This window comes from Methanobrevibacter arboriphilus JCM 13429 = DSM 1125 (assembly GCF_002072215.1).
Classification (GTDB): domain Archaea; phylum Methanobacteriota; class Methanobacteria; order Methanobacteriales; family Methanobacteriaceae; genus Methanobinarius; species Methanobinarius arboriphilicus.
In genome coordinates this window covers 13444-32202 of the sequence record NZ_JXMW01000001.1, presented here as the reverse complement: position 1 = coordinate 32202, position 18759 = coordinate 13444, and the positions used below count along the sequence as shown (strand labels likewise).

At 26.3% G+C, this 18759-nt stretch carries 18 protein-coding genes; 9 read left to right on the top strand and 9 right to left on the bottom strand.

Features of this window, described 5'->3' with window-relative positions; all coding sequences use genetic code 11:
* Positions 1-486 precede the first annotated feature (486 nt).
* Together MBBAR_RS00150 and MBBAR_RS00145 are read left to right on the top strand one after the other, a co-directional pair.
* Positions 487-1569, top strand: a complete 1083-nt coding sequence (locus MBBAR_RS00150) for a CvpA family protein (protein WP_080459275.1) — start codon at positions 487-489, stop codon at positions 1567-1569.
* Between the two features lie 59 nt (positions 1570-1628).
* The gene (locus tag MBBAR_RS00145; RefSeq protein ID WP_080459274.1) at positions 1629-2519 is read left to right on the top strand and encodes a PhoU domain-containing protein; all 891 of its coding nucleotides are present in this window, start codon (positions 1629-1631) and stop codon (positions 2517-2519) included.
* A gap of 247 nt (positions 2520-2766) precedes the next feature.
* Here the strand turns inward: MBBAR_RS00145 and MBBAR_RS00140 are convergent, their stop codons facing one another.
* Positions 2767-3054 carry a 2TM domain-containing protein gene (locus tag MBBAR_RS00140; protein WP_080459273.1) on the bottom strand — a complete coding sequence of 96 codons (288 nt, stop codon included), beginning with the start codon at positions 3052-3054 and terminating at the stop codon, positions 2767-2769.
* 567 nt (positions 3055-3621) lie between these two features.
* Between MBBAR_RS00140 and MBBAR_RS00135 the strand changes: the two genes are divergently transcribed.
* The 6 genes from MBBAR_RS00135 to phoU all read left to right on the top strand — a co-directional run bounded on the left by MBBAR_RS00135 (position 3622) and on the right by phoU (position 9645).
* Positions 3622-4452: a phosphate ABC transporter substrate-binding protein gene (locus MBBAR_RS00135; protein ID WP_080459272.1), complete on the top strand. Its 831-nt coding sequence runs from the start codon at positions 3622-3624 to the stop codon at positions 4450-4452.
* 393 nt (positions 4453-4845) lie between these two features.
* Positions 4846-5649, top strand: coding sequence for a phosphate ABC transporter substrate-binding protein (locus MBBAR_RS00130; protein WP_080459271.1), 804 nt, complete (start codon positions 4846-4848; stop codon positions 5647-5649).
* Between the two features lie 381 nt (positions 5650-6030).
* On the top strand, positions 6031-6909 hold the full coding sequence (gene pstC, locus MBBAR_RS00125; RefSeq protein ID WP_080459269.1) for a phosphate ABC transporter permease subunit PstC: 879 nt from the start codon (positions 6031-6033) through the stop codon (positions 6907-6909).
* Positions 6906-7769, top strand: coding sequence for a phosphate ABC transporter permease PstA (gene pstA / locus MBBAR_RS00120; protein WP_080459268.1), 864 nt, complete (start codon positions 6906-6908; stop codon positions 7767-7769). The genes pstC and pstA overlap by 4 nt, the downstream gene beginning before the upstream one ends.
* A gap of 94 nt (positions 7770-7863) precedes the next feature.
* Positions 7864-8616, top strand: a complete 753-nt coding sequence (gene pstB, locus MBBAR_RS00115; protein WP_080459267.1) for a phosphate ABC transporter ATP-binding protein PstB — start codon at positions 7864-7866, stop codon at positions 8614-8616.
* Positions 8617-8979: 363 nt separating this feature from the next.
* Entirely contained in the window at positions 8980-9645 is a 666-nt protein-coding gene (gene phoU, locus MBBAR_RS00110) for a phosphate signaling complex protein PhoU (RefSeq protein ID WP_080459266.1), read from the top strand.
* Positions 9646-9876: 231 nt separating this feature from the next.
* Here the strand turns inward: phoU and MBBAR_RS00105 are convergent, their stop codons facing one another.
* From MBBAR_RS00105 to porC, 7 genes are all read right to left on the bottom strand, one after another.
* Positions 9877-10731 (bottom strand): fumarate hydratase, encoded by an 855-nt coding sequence (locus tag MBBAR_RS00105; RefSeq protein WP_080459265.1) that lies wholly within the window; start codon positions 10729-10731, stop codon positions 9877-9879.
* A gap of 536 nt (positions 10732-11267) precedes the next feature.
* Positions 11268-11696, bottom strand: a complete 429-nt coding sequence (locus tag MBBAR_RS00100) for a 4Fe-4S dicluster domain-containing protein (RefSeq protein WP_080459264.1) — start codon at positions 11694-11696, stop codon at positions 11268-11270.
* Between the two features lie 47 nt (positions 11697-11743).
* A complete protein-coding gene (locus MBBAR_RS00095; RefSeq protein ID WP_080459263.1) occupies positions 11744-12238 on the bottom strand; it encodes a 4Fe-4S dicluster domain-containing protein in 495 nt (164 codons plus the stop codon).
* A 21-nt stretch (positions 12239-12259) separates the two neighbouring features.
* Positions 12260-13129: a pyruvate synthase subunit PorB gene (gene porB, locus MBBAR_RS00090; RefSeq protein ID WP_080459262.1), complete on the bottom strand. Its 870-nt coding sequence runs from the start codon at positions 13127-13129 to the stop codon at positions 12260-12262.
* 51 nt (positions 13130-13180) lie between these two features.
* Positions 13181-14323, bottom strand: coding sequence for a pyruvate synthase subunit PorA (porA, locus tag MBBAR_RS00085; RefSeq protein WP_080459261.1), 1143 nt, complete (start codon positions 14321-14323; stop codon positions 13181-13183).
* A gap of 111 nt (positions 14324-14434) precedes the next feature.
* Entirely contained in the window at positions 14435-14677 is a 243-nt protein-coding gene (gene porD, locus MBBAR_RS00080) for a pyruvate synthase subunit PorD (protein WP_042701981.1), read from the bottom strand.
* A 251-nt stretch (positions 14678-14928) separates the two neighbouring features.
* Complete coding sequence (porC, locus tag MBBAR_RS00075) at positions 14929-15459, bottom strand: pyruvate synthase subunit PorC (protein ID WP_080459260.1); 531 nt, start codon at positions 15457-15459, stop codon at positions 14929-14931.
* Positions 15460-16061: 602 nt separating this feature from the next.
* Between porC and MBBAR_RS00070 the strand changes: the two genes are divergently transcribed.
* Entirely contained in the window at positions 16062-17681 is a 1620-nt protein-coding gene (locus MBBAR_RS00070; RefSeq protein WP_080459259.1) for a dihydropteroate synthase-like protein, read from the top strand.
* Positions 17682-18056: 375 nt separating this feature from the next.
* Here MBBAR_RS00070 and MBBAR_RS00065 read toward each other — a convergent pair whose 3' ends face one another.
* Entirely contained in the window at positions 18057-18647 is a 591-nt protein-coding gene (locus tag MBBAR_RS00065) for a hypothetical protein (protein WP_080459258.1), read from the bottom strand.
* Positions 18648-18759 lie beyond the last annotated feature (112 nt).

The window sequence follows — 18759 nt, the reverse complement described above, 5'->3', positions numbered from 1 at the left end:
ATTGATTAGTAGATTTAAGTAATAATCTAAGTAAATAATACTCTAATTAATGTTATTTCATTAAATAAAAATATTTTTTTTGGAATATATGAATTTTAGCTATTCATGATATGTTATTTTTATTATATTTATTGACTAAAATATTAAATTTATTATTATAGTATCTATGATGATAAAATTTATTATATTATTAGTAATAAATATAAAAATCAGTAATATAAAAACTAGATAAAAAATAGTAATATAAAATTTAGCAATAAAAATAATAATTAGTATAAATATTCATATTTTAATTAATTATTTTAATCAATTGATATTACTTTATTAAAAATATTGATAATACTTTAAATTATTTAATAGCATTTTCTTAAGATAAAAGTATTCTTGAGATAAAGTATTCTTAAGATAATGCATATTCTTAAAATAGCATATTCTTGGAATATTGATTTATTAAATTATTTTATAGTATTTAAATGAAGGAATAATATGTCTAAATCTTTTGATATAATAATGGCAGGATTAATATCTGGTATAGTTGCTTTAACAACCTCTTTTTTAGGTCTTGCTGGAACTGTTATAGGGGCAGTTTTAGGAGCTATATTATATCAAGTGCTCTCTATATTCATAAAAGAACCTCTTAAAAATTCTACTATACGTAAAGTTGAAAATAGTCTGGTATTTATCATACCATTAGTGTTAATAGCTATTTTTTTAGTAATCTTTATAATAGCTTTGCTCCATTCCTATTTAATATACTATCCTGACTTTTTAAATATCTTTATTCAATTAGAACAGCTTACTAATAATAATCTTGTTAGATTTATGGGTATTGGCTTAATTTTAATGGGTGTTTATCCTTTAATTCAACCTAAAATGATTAAAAGAGAATATGGTTTTATAATTCTTATTTTAGGAATTGTTTTATTGATTAGGGGTCTTTTAGATCTTAATCCAGAACTATTTTACTTGTACACTAATTTATTAACCTTTTTTGATGTATTTTTAGTCATAGGTATCTTTTTAGTCTTAATATTTATAATAATTAAAATATTCTTAGAATCAGTGTCATTGTATATGGGAAGAAATAGTGGTTTGAATATATTTAATTCTAAATCAGGAAATATAAATAATACTAATGATCAGGATGATGAGGGAAATATTGATTATAGAAGTATAGAATATAAATATATGAATTATGATAATATGGATTATGATGATTTAAACAATATAACTAATGATTTGGATAATAATTTGGATAAGGATCTGAATTTAAATAAGAATTCAAATAAAGATCTTGATAAAAATTTTGATAAAGATTTAAATAAAGACCGGAATAAGGATTTGGATAAGGATTTTGATAGTAAAATTAATCAATTTGATAATAATAAAAAAATTGATAAAAAAAATTTTAATCAATCAAATAAAGATCAATATAATAATAATGTAAATCACAAAATTATATCTTCTAATGAAGTTATAAAATCTAGTAAAGTTAAAGACTCTAATAAAACTATTAAATCTAATAAAACTAGTACTATGTCTAAGAATAGAAAATATTTCAAGCGTTGATTCTTTAAAATTACTTTTTTGTACATATCGGAAAAAACTTTATTATAATGGTTTATAAAATGAAAAAAAAGAATAAAACTCTTAAAGATATATTGGATATTATATTATATGATAATCCTGCTACTCAGGATGAAATTGCTCAAAAGCTAGGTGTAAGTAGGCGTTATGTCACTCAATTACTTAAACCTTTAATAGATAAAAAAATTGTAAAAAGAGCATATATTCTTGACTTAAAGAAATATGAAGAATTTGCTGAACCGATTGGGGAAGATTTTTCATCAAAAGACCATTCTGCTACATTTTTAATTAAAGGAATGTTACAAACTATGGAGGAACATGTTTTAAAACAATTAAAAACAGCATTCACTGCTTTAATAGAAAATAACATTGATAAAGCAGAATTAGCAATGGAGATGGATTATACAACTAATAATATGTTTGAAAAAATACGATCTTCAGTTGATACTGTTGTCAGTATTGATCCTTCTACTCAATTTTCAAAAACACTTATTTTTAATGAGATTGCTTATGATTTAGAACGTATTGGTGATTATTCTGATCATTTTTCAAAGTTTACTATAAATGAAAATACTGATGAAGTTAATGAAGTTATTCTAGATTTATTAAAATCTATGTATAAATCTATAAATAAAATGATACAAAATTCTATGAAGGCTTTTTTAAATGGAGAATTATCCCTTAAAGGAGATATTATGGATCTTGAAGAGAAAATTCATAGTTTACAGAAAAAAGCTCTTAATTGTATAGCTATTGAGATGGCTGAAACTTCATTTGAAGATAAAACTGAATCTACTTATTATATTTATCTATCTCGGCTTGTTAAATCATTTGAGAGGATTGGAGATATCTGTGTTGAAATATTAGATGCTGCGACTGAATTTCACAAGAATATTCCTCGCCCTACTGTTCCAAGGAGCTTTAGAAAATAATATGATTAAAAAATAAAAGATTTTAGATAAAATATTCAAAATAAAAATCCTAAATACCAAATAAAAGATTTTAGATAGAATATTCCAAATAAAAGATTCTAAATACAAAATAAAAAATTTTAAATAAAAGACTCTAAATAAAAAGTTTTAGATAAAATTTTGGATAAAGATGTTTAATAAAGAATTTTAAATAAAGTTTTCAATGAAAAATATTTAAAAACTGATTTGATAAAAATAGAACACTATTTCATTGTTTTTTATCATTATCCATATATTCTTTTATTTTTTTATCTTCCCAATCTTCCCCAAATATTTTATTTTTAAAAACGAATATTCTTAAAAATTGTAATACTATAAATATCCCCCATATAGCAACTACAAATAAAAACCACCAAAATCCTGGTGAAAAAATTAAATTTATCACGAATAAAAAGATATTTATTATAATATATGAAATTAAGCTTTTATAAAAGATTTTAACTTCTTTTACTCTTTTTTTAGCATTATAATAGCTATTTTTATCATAATCTTCCATATAATCCCTTCTTCTATATCATCACCTAAATATATAGGTTTACATAATAGAATTAGATATTTAATATACATTTATATATTTAATACATATTTATATGTCTAATATATATTTAATACCTATTCATATAATTAATATATATTATTAATTTTATATAAATTTTTTTTATATTCACTTTTTTATTTACTATTTTCATATTCATTATTTTTTTGTAAATATGTTTATTTTTTGATTTTATTTCTTATTTTTTATTTTAAGTTTTCTAATTAAGATTTTGTTAATTCTTTTTAATTATATTTTTTTGTAAATTGTATTTTTTAGAGTTTTTTTTTCATTTATGGGTATTAATTTCTTTTTGGGCTGTTTAGTGACATTATCTTTGGATAATAATTTGATGAATTTTATTTCACTTTTTATGAAATATATTTTTTTCTTTTTTTTATTTTTTAATAATTTTTTCATATTATTATTATTTTTTTATATCATTGTTCCTATTATGTGTACTATTGTTCACATAGTAGTAAATTTTATATACTAAAAATTGTAACTTATTTTTGAGGTGTAAAAAATATGAAAAAAAATAATATAATTCTAATAATAGTTGTTGTTGCTATAATAGCTGTGGTTGCAATGGTATTTGCAACTGGTGGTAGTGCTACTACTATTGATGTTGTTGGATCAACATCTGTCCAGCCTGTTGCAGAAAAACTTGCTGAAACTTATCAATCATCTCACCCTGATCTCAAAATTAATGTTCAAGGTGGAGGTTCAAGTGTAGGTATTAAAAGTGCTCAAGATGGAACTGCTGATATTGGTACAAGTTCTAAGGAGTTAAAAGATGATGAAAAGAAAGGTTTAACTGAATATACTCTTGGTCAAGATGGTATTGTTATAGCTGTAAATAATAATAATTCTGTATCTGGTCTTACAACTGAACAACTTAAAGATATTTATTCTGGTAAAATAACTAATTGGAATGAAGTTGGAGGTTCAGATGCACCGATTCATTTAATAACTCGTGAAGATGGTTCAGGTACATTAGATGCATTTGAAGCTATTGTAATGGGTAAAGATACAAAGATAAAATCTGATGCAATTGTTCAAAGTTCTACTGAAGCTGTTAAACAATCTGTTAAACAAGATCCTGATGCTATTGGTTTTGTATCATATGCACATATGAGTGATGATGTCAAAGCATTAACTATTGGTGGCGTTGCTCCTAGTGATGTTACAATAGGTGATGGTTCTTATGAATTACAAAGACCATTCATTTTCCTTGTTAAAGGAACTCCTACTGGTGATGTAAAAGAGTTTATCGATTGGGTAATGAGTTCTGAAGGAACAAAAGTTTTAAATGATGAAAAGATTGTAAAATCTTCTAATCAATCTTCTTCCAGTTAAATGTTTATTTAAAACTTTAAATTCTTTTAATTAAAAGTATTAGGTTCATTAAAACTTTTTAGATTTGTTTAAATAAATTCTAATGACTAATAAATTTTAATTGAATTATAATGCTTTTAATAAATTTTAATAATTAAAATAACTAATAATAATTTCTATATTTCAATTAAAATCTTAAATTATTAATTTATAATCAGATTAGTGCTGAGTATTACTTATAAAATATAAATAAATCTATGAATCATTATATTTTCTCAAAATGAACATTGATTATTGATAAATTTGCCTAATAATAGTAGTAGGGATTTTTATCTTTTCATTTATATTTTTCGATTATAGCTGAACCTTAATTTTTAAATAGTTCCAAGTTGAACTAAAAATTAAGGTGATGTTATGAACTCAAAATATAAGGGAATAATCATTCTTGCCATAATTATTATCTTGGCTTTTTTATTGGTTAATCCTGGCACAGACTACGAAAGAATTGATATTGTAGGTTCTACTTCTGTACAACCTTTAGCAGAGAAATTAGCAGAAAACTATATGAAATCTCATGATGGAGTAAGAATTTACGTTCAAGGTGGTGGTTCTGGAATGGGTATAAGAAGTACAGACCAAGACCTTGCAGATATTGGTATGAGTTCAAAAGAACTTTCCCTTGAGGAAAAAAAGAACATTACTGAAGTCCCAATTGGAAAAGAAGGTATTGTAATAGCTGTAAGTAATCAGAATAATATTTCAAAACTGTCTATAGAACAAATAAGAGATATTTTCAATGGAAAAATAACTAATTGGAAAGAGTTAGGTGGAAAATCCGGAGAAATTAATGTTATAACTCGTGAAGAGGGATCTGGTACAAGATCTGCCTTTGAATCTATTGTTATGGATGATACAAAGATAAAAAATTCTGCTGTTGTTCAAAGTTCTACTGAATCTGTAAAACAATCTGTTGCAAGTGATCCTAATGCTATTGGGTTTGTTTCTTTTGCACATATGAGTGAGGACGTTAAACCAATCTCTGTAAATGGCACTTCACCTTCTGAAGAAACAATTTATAATGGGGACTATCCTTTACAAAGGCCTTTCTTGTTTCTTATTAAAGGAACTCCTACTGGTGAAGTAAAAAATTTTATTGAATGGGTTAAATCTCCTGCTGGAATTGAAATTATTAAAGAAGATAAAATAATTCCTATTTGATATAATATGCTTATAAATTATGAATATTTGTTAATATCAAAAATTATTTAAATCAAAAAGTAATTAATGAATTATTATTAAAATTATTATAAAATTATTATTAAGATTATTATCAATAATCATTATTTTATAAAAAATTTTATAGAATTTTATAGAGAATTTTATAAAAATCTTATCAAAAATCATTATTAAATTATATTAAAAATCATTATAAGATATTATTAGAAATCATTATTAAAATATTACTAAAATTATTAAATAACAAATTATTATTACTGTTAAAGAATGTTAAAAATGATATTAAAATACTATTAAACATTATTATTAAAATATTATCAAACATTAATTATTAAAAATCAAAATAATACTTAAGGGATTATTATGGAAAGAAATAGATTTTCTGAATTCTTAATAGAAAAGGGGTTATTTATAACAGCTATTTTTTCTATTATTATAATTCTTCTAATTGTTTCATTTATATTAATTGAAGGACTTCCAGCTTTTGAAGATTATGGTTTCTTTCGTTTTTTATTTGGAATGACGTGGGCTCCGAATGATGGTGATTTCGGAGTTTTTGCTATGATTATAGGATCAATTTATGTGACAATGTTGTCTTTATTAATGGCTGTGCCATTATCACTTCTTTGCGCTATATTTATGGCTGAAGTAGCTCCAAACAATGTTAGACGAATTTTAAAACCAGTTATTGAGACTTTATCAGGAATTCCTTCAGTTGTTTATGGATTTTTTGGTTTAATTGTTTTAGTTCCACTCATAAGGACTTACTTTGGCGGCACTGGTTTCAGCATGTTTACTGCTGCTATTATTCTAACAATCATGGTTTTACCTACAATTATAACGATATCTCAAGATTCACTAAGAGCAGTTCCTCAAGAATATAGGGAAGCATCTTTTGGACTTGGGGCAACCAACTGGCAGACAATACGACACATCATATTTCCCGCAGCACTTCCAGGAATTATAACTGCAATAATTTTAGGAATGGGTAGAGCAATTGGGGAAACATTAGCTGTTATTATGATTGCAGGTAATGTTGTTCAAATACCAGGATCTATATTTGATCCTGTAAGAACTTTAACTGCTAATATAGCTTTAGAAATGGGTTATGCAACAGGTCTTCATTATAATGCATTATTTGGGACAGCAATAGTTCTTTTCTTAATAATCATGATACTCCTATTAATTGCAAATTATATACAACATAAATATAAGGTTGATGTTGGAGGTGGATATTTATGAGTGGATTAAATTTTCAAAAAATATTATCTCCAAAGACTTCTCAAAAAATAATGAATTCAATCTTTGTAATTTCAGGACTCGTAACAATATTAATCTTAATAATTATATTGGGCTATATTTTGATAAGAGGCCTTCCAGTTGTAAACCTTGGATTTATATTTTCAAATCCAATTGATTCAGGAGCATCTGGTGGAATTTTCCCAATGATTGTTTCTAGTTTGTATGTTACTCTTATTGCAGGTATAGTTGCAACACCTCTTGGTGTTGGTGCTGCAGTATACCTTGTTGAATTTGCTGGTGAAAGTAAAATTACTAAACTCATTAGATTTGGTGCAGAAACTCTTGCTTCAATCCCTTCTATTGTTTATGGTTTATTCGGTTTAGCATTTTTTGTTATTGCTGTGGGATTAGGATGGTCAATCATATCTGGTGGATTAGTATTAGCTATAATGGCACTTCCAACAATATTTCAGGTTTCAGAAGTTACAATTTCTTCAATACCTAGTTCTTATCGTGAGGGTAGCTATGGATTGGGTGCAACAAAATGGCAAACAATTTATAGAGTAGTGCTTCCAGCTGCAATACCAGGTATTGTAACTGGTGTAATTCTTGGAATGACTAGAGCTATTTCAGAAGCAGCTGCAGTAATGTTTGCAGTTGGAGCATCTCTTTCGATGCCTTTATCAATATTTGATCCTGGAAGACCATTACCACTTCATTTGTATATATTAGCTACTGAAGGTATTTCTCTTGAAAATGCTTTTGGAACAGCTGCAGTTCTTGTTATAATCGTATTGGCATTAACTATAATTACAAACTATCTAGTGGATAGATATCAAAGGAAAATCATGGGGAGATAATTAGCTATAAAGATGACTATTTTAAAATATATTTTACATATAATCATGCTATAATTAATTTATACATATAATTAACTTAACAAAGGGGTTAATAATGAATAGAATTGAAGTAGAAAACTTAAATGTATATTTTGGAGATGCTCACATTCTTAAAGATGTTAATACAGGTATTCCAAAAAATACTGTTACTGCACTTATAGGTCCTTCTGGTTGTGGTAAATCTACATTTATTAGGACTATTAATAGAATGAATGATTTAATTCCTAGCTTTTCACATACTGGTAATGTATATCTTGATGGTAAAGATGTTTATGACCCTAAAATGGATGTTGTAGACCTTAGAAAAAAAGTAGGTATGGTTTTTCAAAAACCCAACCCATTTCCTAAATCAATATTTGAAAATGTTGCTTATGGTCTTAAAATTCATGGAATAAGTGATGATGATGCTATTTCTGCAAGAGTAGAAGAAAGTTTAAGAGCTGCTGCATTATGGGATGAAGTTGAAGATAAACTTGATAATTCTGCTATGGGATTATCTGGAGGTCAACAACAAAGATTATGTATTGCTCGAACAATAGCTAATAATCCAGAAGTTATACTAATGGATGAGCCTTGTTCTGCTTTGGACCCTATTTCAACCACTAAAGTGGAGGATTTGATTCATAAACTTAAGAGAGAATATACAATTCTTATTGTAACTCATAATATGCAACAAGCTACAAGAGTTTCTAAATATACATCATTTTTTTTAAATGGAGAGATTATTGAAAGTAACTTAACTGATAAACTTTTTGTTGATCCTAAAAATAAGAAGACTGAGGATTATATTACTGGTAGATTTGGTTAGTACAATCTTTTGTAAACAAAAAGATATGAAAATTTTATAAAATTATTAAAATAGAACTATTAAATTAAAACTATTAATTTAATAAATTATTAAATTATTAAAATGGAACTGTTAAAATAGAATTATTAAAATGGAACTATTAATTTAATAAATTATATAATGATTGAAATTCATTTTTTAATCAGTTATTTAGCTATCTATTGATTCGATAACTATTTATTGTAAAATAAAGATAATTTATAATAATTAGATTATTTAGAATTAAGATTTAATCTAAAAGTCCATTTTAAATCTTAATAATTTTTAATTTAGAAAAGTTGATAATTTAATACTTTAAACAAATTTAACAAGGGGATGTGCTTGATGGATAAAGAATATCCAAGAATATCATTTAAAAATAGAATAAACAATGTGAAAGATGAAGCAGAAAAGATGGGACAAATGGTAATGGAAACTCATCGTAATGCTATTACCTTACTTAATGATTATGATGAAAAAATAGCTGATGAAGTAGTTGAGAAAAGTAAAGAAATTGATCAAGCTGCTTTTGACTTAGAGAGGAGATGTATTAAGTTTATAGCTGTTGAACAGCCAGTTGCTGGAGATTTAATGTTTATTGAGTCTACTATAAGAGTAAGTAGCCATATGAAAAGAATTGGTTATTTAGCTGCTAATATAGCTGATTTATCGGTTTTAATTAAGGATGTGTCTGTCCCAGATAAACTAATGGAAGATTTACAATATATGGCAGATTATGTTCAAATGATGTTAAGTAAAGGATTTTATGCTTTCTTAAATCAAAATTTAGATACTGCAAAAGAGCTTAGAAATGATGATGATAAAGTCGATGATTTGTTTGATTCAATATTAGAGCAAGTCACAGATAATATGTTTGAAGATAAAGAAAATATTAATCAAACTATTAATCTAATATTTATAGCTAGGTTCCTTGAAAGGATCGCTGACAGGGCTGTTGATATTGGTAGAAGAACAATATTTATGATGACTTTTAAAAAGCCTAAAAACTAATCATAAAACTAACATCAGACTAATAATTAGACTAATTCTTAACTAATTATTAAATAATTATTAACTAATTTTTAATTTTTTTTGTATGATTATAATATTATTAATATTCCTAATATTTTTAATATTTCTAATATTTTTAAATAAGATTTTTAATATTTTTAATTAATATTTTTTATAATAAATTCTATAATAGATAATATTGTGATAAATATTCCATAATTTTTAATTAATTTATTTTAACCTTGTTGTAGCGTGTCTATGTGCCCAGCATTGAATACATACTCCAATAGGAAGCCCTGCAGTATGTGTAGAAACTTTTTTGATTTTAACACCTAACGCTGTTGTTTTACCTCCTAATCCCATTGGACCGATTCCACTATTATTTATTTCTTTTAGTATAGAATCTTCTAGTTCTTTAAGTAGAGGATCTGGATTTTTATCTCCTAATTTTTCAAGAAGTGCTTTTTTAGCGGTTTTCAAAGCAAGATCTGATGTTCCACCTATTCCAACTCCAACTACAATTGGGGGGCATGGTTTTCCACCAGCTTTTAAAACAGTTTCAACTACAAAATTTTTTACTCCTTCTATACCTTCTCCTGGTAAAGCCATTTTCAAAGCATTATTATTCTCAGATCCGAATCCTTTGGGAAGTATTGTAAATTCAATATAATTCTCATTTATTAATTCTATATCAATTTGAGGAATCATTATTCCACTATTGTTCCCACTATTTTCTCTTGTTATAGGATCTACTATATTTGGTCGAAGTGGTGTTTCTTTTGTTGCTTTTTGAACTCCTTTTACTATCCCATTGTATATTGTTTCATAAATGTTGTTATTTTCAAATTCAACTTTCCCAATTTTTACAAAAATTATAGGCAATCCTGTATCTTGACACATTGGAATCGCTCTTTTTTCTGCAAGTTCAATATTTTTTAAAATAGCTTCAATATTTAGCTGGGGTAATTCATCACTCTCTACTTTAAGAGCAGATTCTAATGATATTTTAACATCTTCTGGTAAACTTATTGCTGCTTTTTTGTAAAGTTGACAAATTGTATCTTCAACTTTTTTTTCTGTAATCATGCCTCTTATTCCCCTTTAATTGTTATATTGAATTTCTAAAAATAGTGAGTATCTATAAACTTTATTTGTAAAATTTAGTATATTAAATTTATTATATTTTAATATTGAATTATGAGGTAATTATGAGATTATAATTGATAATTCTATAATGTAAAATTGAATCTATTATAGTTTGTATAATTAATTTATAATAGTTTTAGTTTATATAATATTTCAGTTTAGGATTAAATAGAAATATTAAAATATAATAAAAATGATTTTTAAGTAAAATTAGTAAAATTAGTAAAATTAGTAAAATTAGTAAAATTAGTAAAATTAGTAAAATTAGTAAAATTAGTAAAATTAGTAAAATTAGTAAAATTAGTAAAATTAGTAAAATTAGTAAAATTAGTAAAATTAGTAAAATTAGTAAAATTAGTAAAATTAGTAAAATTAGTAAAATTAGTAAAATTAGTAAAATTAGTAAAATTAGTAAAATTAGTAAAATTAGTAAAATTAGTAAAATTAGTAAAATTAGTAAAATTAGGAAGAAGTTATTATTTCATAACTCCTTTTAATCTTTTAAGTTCATTAACTATTTTATTTTGTTTTTTAGAAACCATATCTAGGGAATTATTACTAAGTGCATTTGTTGGACAAGATTCTACACATTGTTGGGTTTCTTCATTTGTGCAAAGATCACATTTTTTGGCTTGACCAATCTCATCCATAGAGATTGCTCCAATTGGACAAACATCTCTACACATTCCACATCCAATACATTTATCACCATTAATAACTATTGCACCACCAAGTTCTTCAATAGCTCCTTCAGGGCATATATTTAAACAAGGTGCTTTTTCTGGTGTACAATGCATGCAAAATAGAGGTACTCCTTCATTCACTCTGATTGCATTCATTGGACAATTTCTTTCACATTTTGCACAACTTACACAGAGTTCTGGATTTGAAACTAATTCACTCATTTTTGTACCTTCTTATCAAATCATTAATTAATTTTTTATTAAACTATTTAATCCTTAAAAGACCTACTAGATCTTGAATTACTAGTTAGTATACTTATAATGCTTTTAGCTTTAGGTTTTGATGTTCCAGCTAATTTTGATAAATGTTCTTTTTGTTTTTGAAGTTTAATTTTATCAATATCAATTAGTGAAATAGCTCTTTTAGAACATGCTTTAATACAAGCAGGACCACCATCTCTATCTTCACATTGATTACATTTTTGAGCTTTCTTATCTTCTACACTTACAGCTCCAAATGGACAAACCATCATACAAAGTCCACAAGCTATACACTTATCTTCTTCAACTCCTTTTCCTATAATAGCTTCTGTTGGACATATTGCTTTACAAGGAGCATCTTCGCACTGTTGACATATTATTGGATAGTATGTACCTTCAATTTCTCTAATATTTATTCTGGAAGCTCCATAAAGTCCGCAACAAGCACTTTCACAGTCTAAACAACCATTACATAAATCTGGTTGTACTAATATTTTTTCCAACTTCAGCCCTCCAGTATATTTTTATTTTATTCCTAATTCTGCACATTGATTATCAACATACTCTTGTATTCTTTCTTTTTCTTCATCTGAAAGATGTTTAAACCTTTTTTGAGCATTTAAAAATTCATTTACAGGTTTTCTATCCTGTGGTTTATATGTTAACTTGAAGTCACCATTTTCAATTTCATACAATGCCCAAGAACCTGTTTCAACAGCTAATCTTCCAAGTTCAATAGTTTTTGAAGGACTATATCCCCAACCAGTGGTACATGGTTGATTTAAATGTATGTAAGCAGGACCATCAACTTCAGATGCTTTTTTAACTTTTCTCATAAAATCTTCAGGGTATGCAATTGAAGCTGTAGCTACATATGGTACTCCATGGGCTGCCATAATAAGAGGAACATTCTTTTTAGGCTTATCTTCTCCAAAACTATCTTTTCCATGGGGGGAAGTTGTAGTAGATGCACCATAGGGTGTGGAAGCACTTCTTTGAATTCCAGTATTCATATATGCTTCATTATCATAACAGATATATATCATGTTATGTCCTCTCTCCATAGCTCCAGATAATGATTGCATACCTATGTCTGCAGTTCCTCCATCACCACCAAAAGCTACTACATTAACATCTGTTTTTCCTTGAGCTTTAAGTGCACTTTCAACACCAGATGCAACAGCACCTGCATTTTCGAAAGCTACATGTATCCAAGGTATTTCCCATGCAGTTTCAGGGAAAGGAGTTGTAATAACTTCTAAACAACCAGTAGCTGAGATAGCTACAGTATTCCTACCTAATGCTTTTAATGCTAACCTTACTCCTATGGTAGCTCCACAACCAGCACAACCTCTGTGTCCTGGTGCTAAAAGTTCTTCTTCAGGTAATTTCATATAATTTCTCTCCTATGTTAATTTTATATAGTTTGTTTTTATATTTTGTTCTTATTCTTTTAAACCAATCCAAGTAACATCTTTTTCAGGGTTTTTAGTTTTTTCAACTACTTCTTCAATATAATTCGGTGTTATATCTCTTCCTCCAAGCCCTATGATGAAATCATATGCCTCAACATCAATTTTTGCTTTGATGTCATTGTACAATGCTCCACCGACACCGAAAGAAATATTCTTATCGAGTACTGCAACTTTTTTAGCATTTTGTACTACTTTTTGTATTTGTTTTTGTGGGAATGGTCTATAAACTCTTATTTTTAAAAGTCCGACTTTTTCACCACGATCCCTCATTTCATCAACACAAACCCTTACTGTACTACAAATCGATCCCATAGCTACTATAATGATTTCAGCATCTTCACATTTGTATTCTTCAACAAGATCATATTTTCTTCCAAATATTTCTTCAAACTCTTGGTTTGTTTTTTCGATTACTTCTAAAGAGTTTTCCATTGCTTCTTCAATTTGATATCTTGCTTCCATATAATAATCTGGATCAGTTAATGTTCCAAGTGACATTGGAGCTTCTGGATTTAAAAATGCATGTTCTGGCTTATATTCTGGAAGGAATCTATCCACTTGTTCTTGGCTAGGGATTTCTACAGGTTCTACTGTATGGGTTAATATAAACCCGTCTAAGCATACCATAGAGGGTAATAATATTTTATTATTTTCTGATGTTTTATATGCCATAAGTATAGAGTCAAGAGCATCTTGTCCATTTTCAACATAGATTTGCATCCATCCAGAATCTCTTTGTGCTATGGAATCTTGTTGGTCATTCCAAATACTTAATGGTGCAGATATTGCTCTGTTTGCATCAGCCATCACTATTGGCATCCTCATTCCTGCAGCAGCAAACAATATTTCATGCATTAGCATTAATCCTTGGGATGAAGTGGCTGTAAAGACCCTCACTCCTGCTCCACATGCTCCAACAGCAGCACTTATAGCACTATGTTCTGATTCAACTCTAATATATTCTGCATCAATATCTCCATCAGCTACAAATTGTGCAAGATATTCTGAAATTGATGTTTGTGGAGTGATAGGATAAACAGGAATAACTTTTGGTCTAGCTAATTTTACAGCTTCAGAAACTGCTCTGTTAGCTGTCATAACTTTTTTTGTCATTTATAATTCTCCTATATTTTTTAGTTTTTAAATCTTAAATTTTTCATTTGATGTTTTCCATTTAAATTAATGCTTTCTAATTAATTATGATTGATTATTTTCTTTGATTGATTATTCTCTTTCCATTTTGATTGCTTTTACTGGACATTCTACTTCACATATCCCGCAACCTTTACAATAATCATAATCTATATCATGATCTTTGTTTATACATCCTTCTGGACAGAACATAATACAGTTATCACAATCAATACACTTTTCTTTATCAAGAATAGGTTTAAATGTTCTCCAACTTCCTGTTTTATTATTTCTAGTACTTCCAGGGGTTTTTACAGCTCCTCCAACAGAATCCATTTAATCACCTTATATTTAAAATTAAATTTTTATTATAAAATTATTTTATTATAGAATTATTTTATTATAAAATTAATTATAAAATTATTCTATTATTGAATTATTCTTTTATTATAGAATTATATTTTGTATTAAAAGTTATACTATAATTTTAAGATTATTAATATAACTTTAAAAGTTTATTATAAATTTAAAAATATTTTTAGAATATTCTAAAAATATTTGAAATATTCAAAAATTAATTTAAGCTATTAAATTTGATTATAAGCAATTTCAGCGGCTTTTGAATTTTTATCTCCAAGTTTTCCAGGGAAAGTTTCTTTTATAACTTTAATAATAGACCCAAGAGACACTTCGCCACTTTTTTTTGCAAATGATCCTAACATAATAGTATTCACAATAGGAACTCCTAGATTTTCTAAAGCAATTCCTGTTGCATCAATATTATAAATTTCTTTGTCCTTATTTTTTTCTAGGTTTTCTTCTTTATTTGTGTTTATAATTATAGAACTGTCATTCTTTATTCCAGAAAAAACATTTACAACATCTAACAATCCATCGTCAAGGACAACTACATAATCAGGATTTTGAACTTGATATCTTATTTGTATAGGTTTATCATCAATTCTTGTGAAAGCCATAACAGGAGCGCCCCGTCTTTCTACTCCAAAGAACGGAAATGCTTGTGAAAATTTCCCATCTTCGAATGCAGCCTTTGCTAATATCTCTGCTGCGGTAACGGCACCTTGTCCTCCACGGCCGTGAAAACGAATTTCAATCATTCAAATTTCCTCCATTCATCATGTATAATCATTATAAATTACAAGATATATAAACTTTTACAATGTTATAAAATTATTCATTATTATTAAAAAATAAGTATTACTATTATTAATATTATTATTCATACTATTATTTATTATTAATATTTTATCTAATAATAGTATCTAATAATGTTGTTATATTGTCTATTAGTATTTGTATTGTCTATTAATGTTACTATTTCATCGATTAATATTGATTATATCTGTTAATTTTAATATATATGTTAATTTTAATTCAATTAAAAAAATGATTAATTAAAAATATGACTTTTAAAAATATAACTTAATAAATTAACTTAATAAATTATAGATTAATAAATCAATTTAATATACTAATTTAATAAATTAATTATAATTAATAATATAATAAAACAACATAATGAAACAGTTTATTTAATAAAATAATTTATCAATTATTAAATATATATTATCCATTATTAAATATATAATTATAAAAATGATCATTAATATCATAATAATCTAAAGATAATTATTATAAGAATTATAAAAAAATTATAAAAGTTTATAAGAATAATTATGAAAATAAAAGTTGAGATTTTATGACAATACTTATTGTAACTGGAAATTTAGCCTATTCTTCAGTTGAAAAAATTGCTTCAGAGTCTAATAAGGAGGTTATTGTCCATTTAGCTGATTCACAAATAGCTGCGTTTTTGACTCCAAGAATGATAATTAAAGAATTAAAAAATAACTATGAAGAAGAATTAGCTAATGGTTCTATTGATCTTATCATAACTCCAGGGCTTATGAGAAAATCTACTGATGAAATATCTGAATCTTTAAACATTCCAACATTTAAAGGACCAACCGATGGAGCAGATATTGGGATGGTATTAGATTTAATTGATGATTTAAAACTTTCAACTTCTAAACCTGCAGATAAATTAATTGAAGAAGAAAAAAGAAAGAAAGCTATTAAATTAATAAATGAGTTTGAATCAGATATTGAAAATAGGGAGAGGTTGCTTGAAAAGCCTAATAATATATTAGTTGGAAATTTAGCTGTTGGTGAAGATTTTCCAATGAGAATTTTAGCTGAAATAGCTAATGCACCTATTTTAACTAAAGAAGAGCTTATCAGAAAATGTGAGTACTTTTTGATAAATGGTGCAGACATGATTGATATTGGAATGGTAGCTGGTGAAGATTTTTCAGATAAAATTCCAGATATGATAGCTACACTACGCCCTATTGTTGGAAATAAAGCTCTTAGTATTGATACATTGAACCCAAAAGAAATTTCTGTGGCTATTGAAAATGGAATTGATTTAGTTCTTAGTATTGATTTAGGAAACTATAAAAAAGTTTTACCTCTTTTAAAAAAGTATAATGTTCCTGCTGTAGCATTACCAACTAATTTTAGTGAGGAAAAAGTTCCACACACAGTTGATGAAAGGGTAAATTCTATGGTGGAGTTAGCTAAAGCATGTATTGATGAAGATATTCAAATAATAGCTGATTTGATTTTAGATCCTGTTAATAGTAGTAGTATTGTTGATTCAATTTTAGCTTGTAGGAAATATCATGAAAAAATGAACGAACCAATGTTTTTTGGAGTTGGAAATGTTAATGAACTTATGGACACTGATTCTGTTGGTGTAAATGCTCTACTTTCTGGAATAGCTATGGAACTTGGAGCTAGTATTCTTTTCACTCCTGAAGAAAGTGGAAAAACTCTTGGAAGTGTTTATGAATTAGCTATTTCTAGTAAAATGATGTTTTTAGCTAAGCAAAGAGGATCTATTCCTAAGGATCTTGGTATTAATCTTATTCTGTATAAAGATAAAAAGAAAAGAAAGGATATTTATGAAGATTATGAGAATTCTGATTTTGATGTTCCATTAGAAAAAGCAACAGAATCTGTTCGGTTTATTCTTGATCCTGCAGGAAGCTTTAAAATTAGAGTTGAGCATGCTATCGATCCTAGAAATAGCAAAATTGTTGTTACTCACTTTAAAAAAACAATTCCTGATTTGACTATTGAAGGAAGATACGTGAAAGAGATTTATGATGAGTTGGTAAGGCAAGGAATTGTTACAAGATTGGAACATGCTGCTTATTTAGGTTCTGAGCTTCAAAAAGCAGAGATCGCTATGATTACAGGTAAAGAATATGTTCAAGACTTTGATTTATTTAAAAGATTGCCTGAATTAAATTGATTATTATATAATTATTATATTTATATAATTATGATATAAATATAAGTATTACTATTTATTATAATTATAATAAAATTATCAAAATTTAAATATTAAGATTAATATAATAATCGTAAAAATATAATTACAAAGTACCAGTACAAAGTATCAGTACTAATATTAGTACAAGTATCAGTACTAGTATCAGTACTAGTATTAGTACATAGTATTAGTACAAAATAGCAATAGGAAATTTTGGTACAAAACTTTGTGATTCTTTTAGAAATCTCTGTTCTAAATTTTTAAATATTTCTATTTTTAAAGATTTTAGATTGTTGTGTCTTATTTTTTATTATCAATAATTTTTTTGTTTTAGTTTAATTTTATAGTTTTACTCTAGTTTAATTTATAGAAGCCATGAATTATATTCTCAATATCTGGAGTAACTTCATTTCCTAACCACTCAATAAGGACTTTTTTACCATTCACTTCAAAGAAGGCCAATCTATAATCTCCTCTTGTATCTGAGTGTTGAGTGACATAGAGTATTGTGTGGTTTGCTATTGTTATGTTTTCTCTTTTGGGATTGTTATCTTTATTAGCTATTCCATAAGCGAAATAATCTATATCTCCCTGATAAACTTTTTCTCCTTGGGAGGAATCATCATAAACTGTAATATAAATGCTATCATCATCATATTTCCCATAAGTTTCAATGCCAGAACTAGTTTTAATAGTTCCATTAGAATATTTACTAGGAATCATAGTTATTAAACCATTAATGGTAGTTTTTTCACCTTTTAGTTCAAAAGTTTCATCACTAATATTATTAATATTATTAATATTATTATTAGCATTAATAATATCATTAGCATTATTAGAATAATTATTAGAATTATTTTGATTATTTAAGTTACTAAAAATAAAATAAGCACCAATTATACAAATTATTATAATTCCTATAATAACTATATTTTTTTTATTCATCATACCACTTTTACTTGTTGATGTTTTTGTTTTTGTATACAATTTTTAATATCAATTTTTAATAAATATACTTTTAATAGATATATTCTTAATAAATATATCAATGGACATA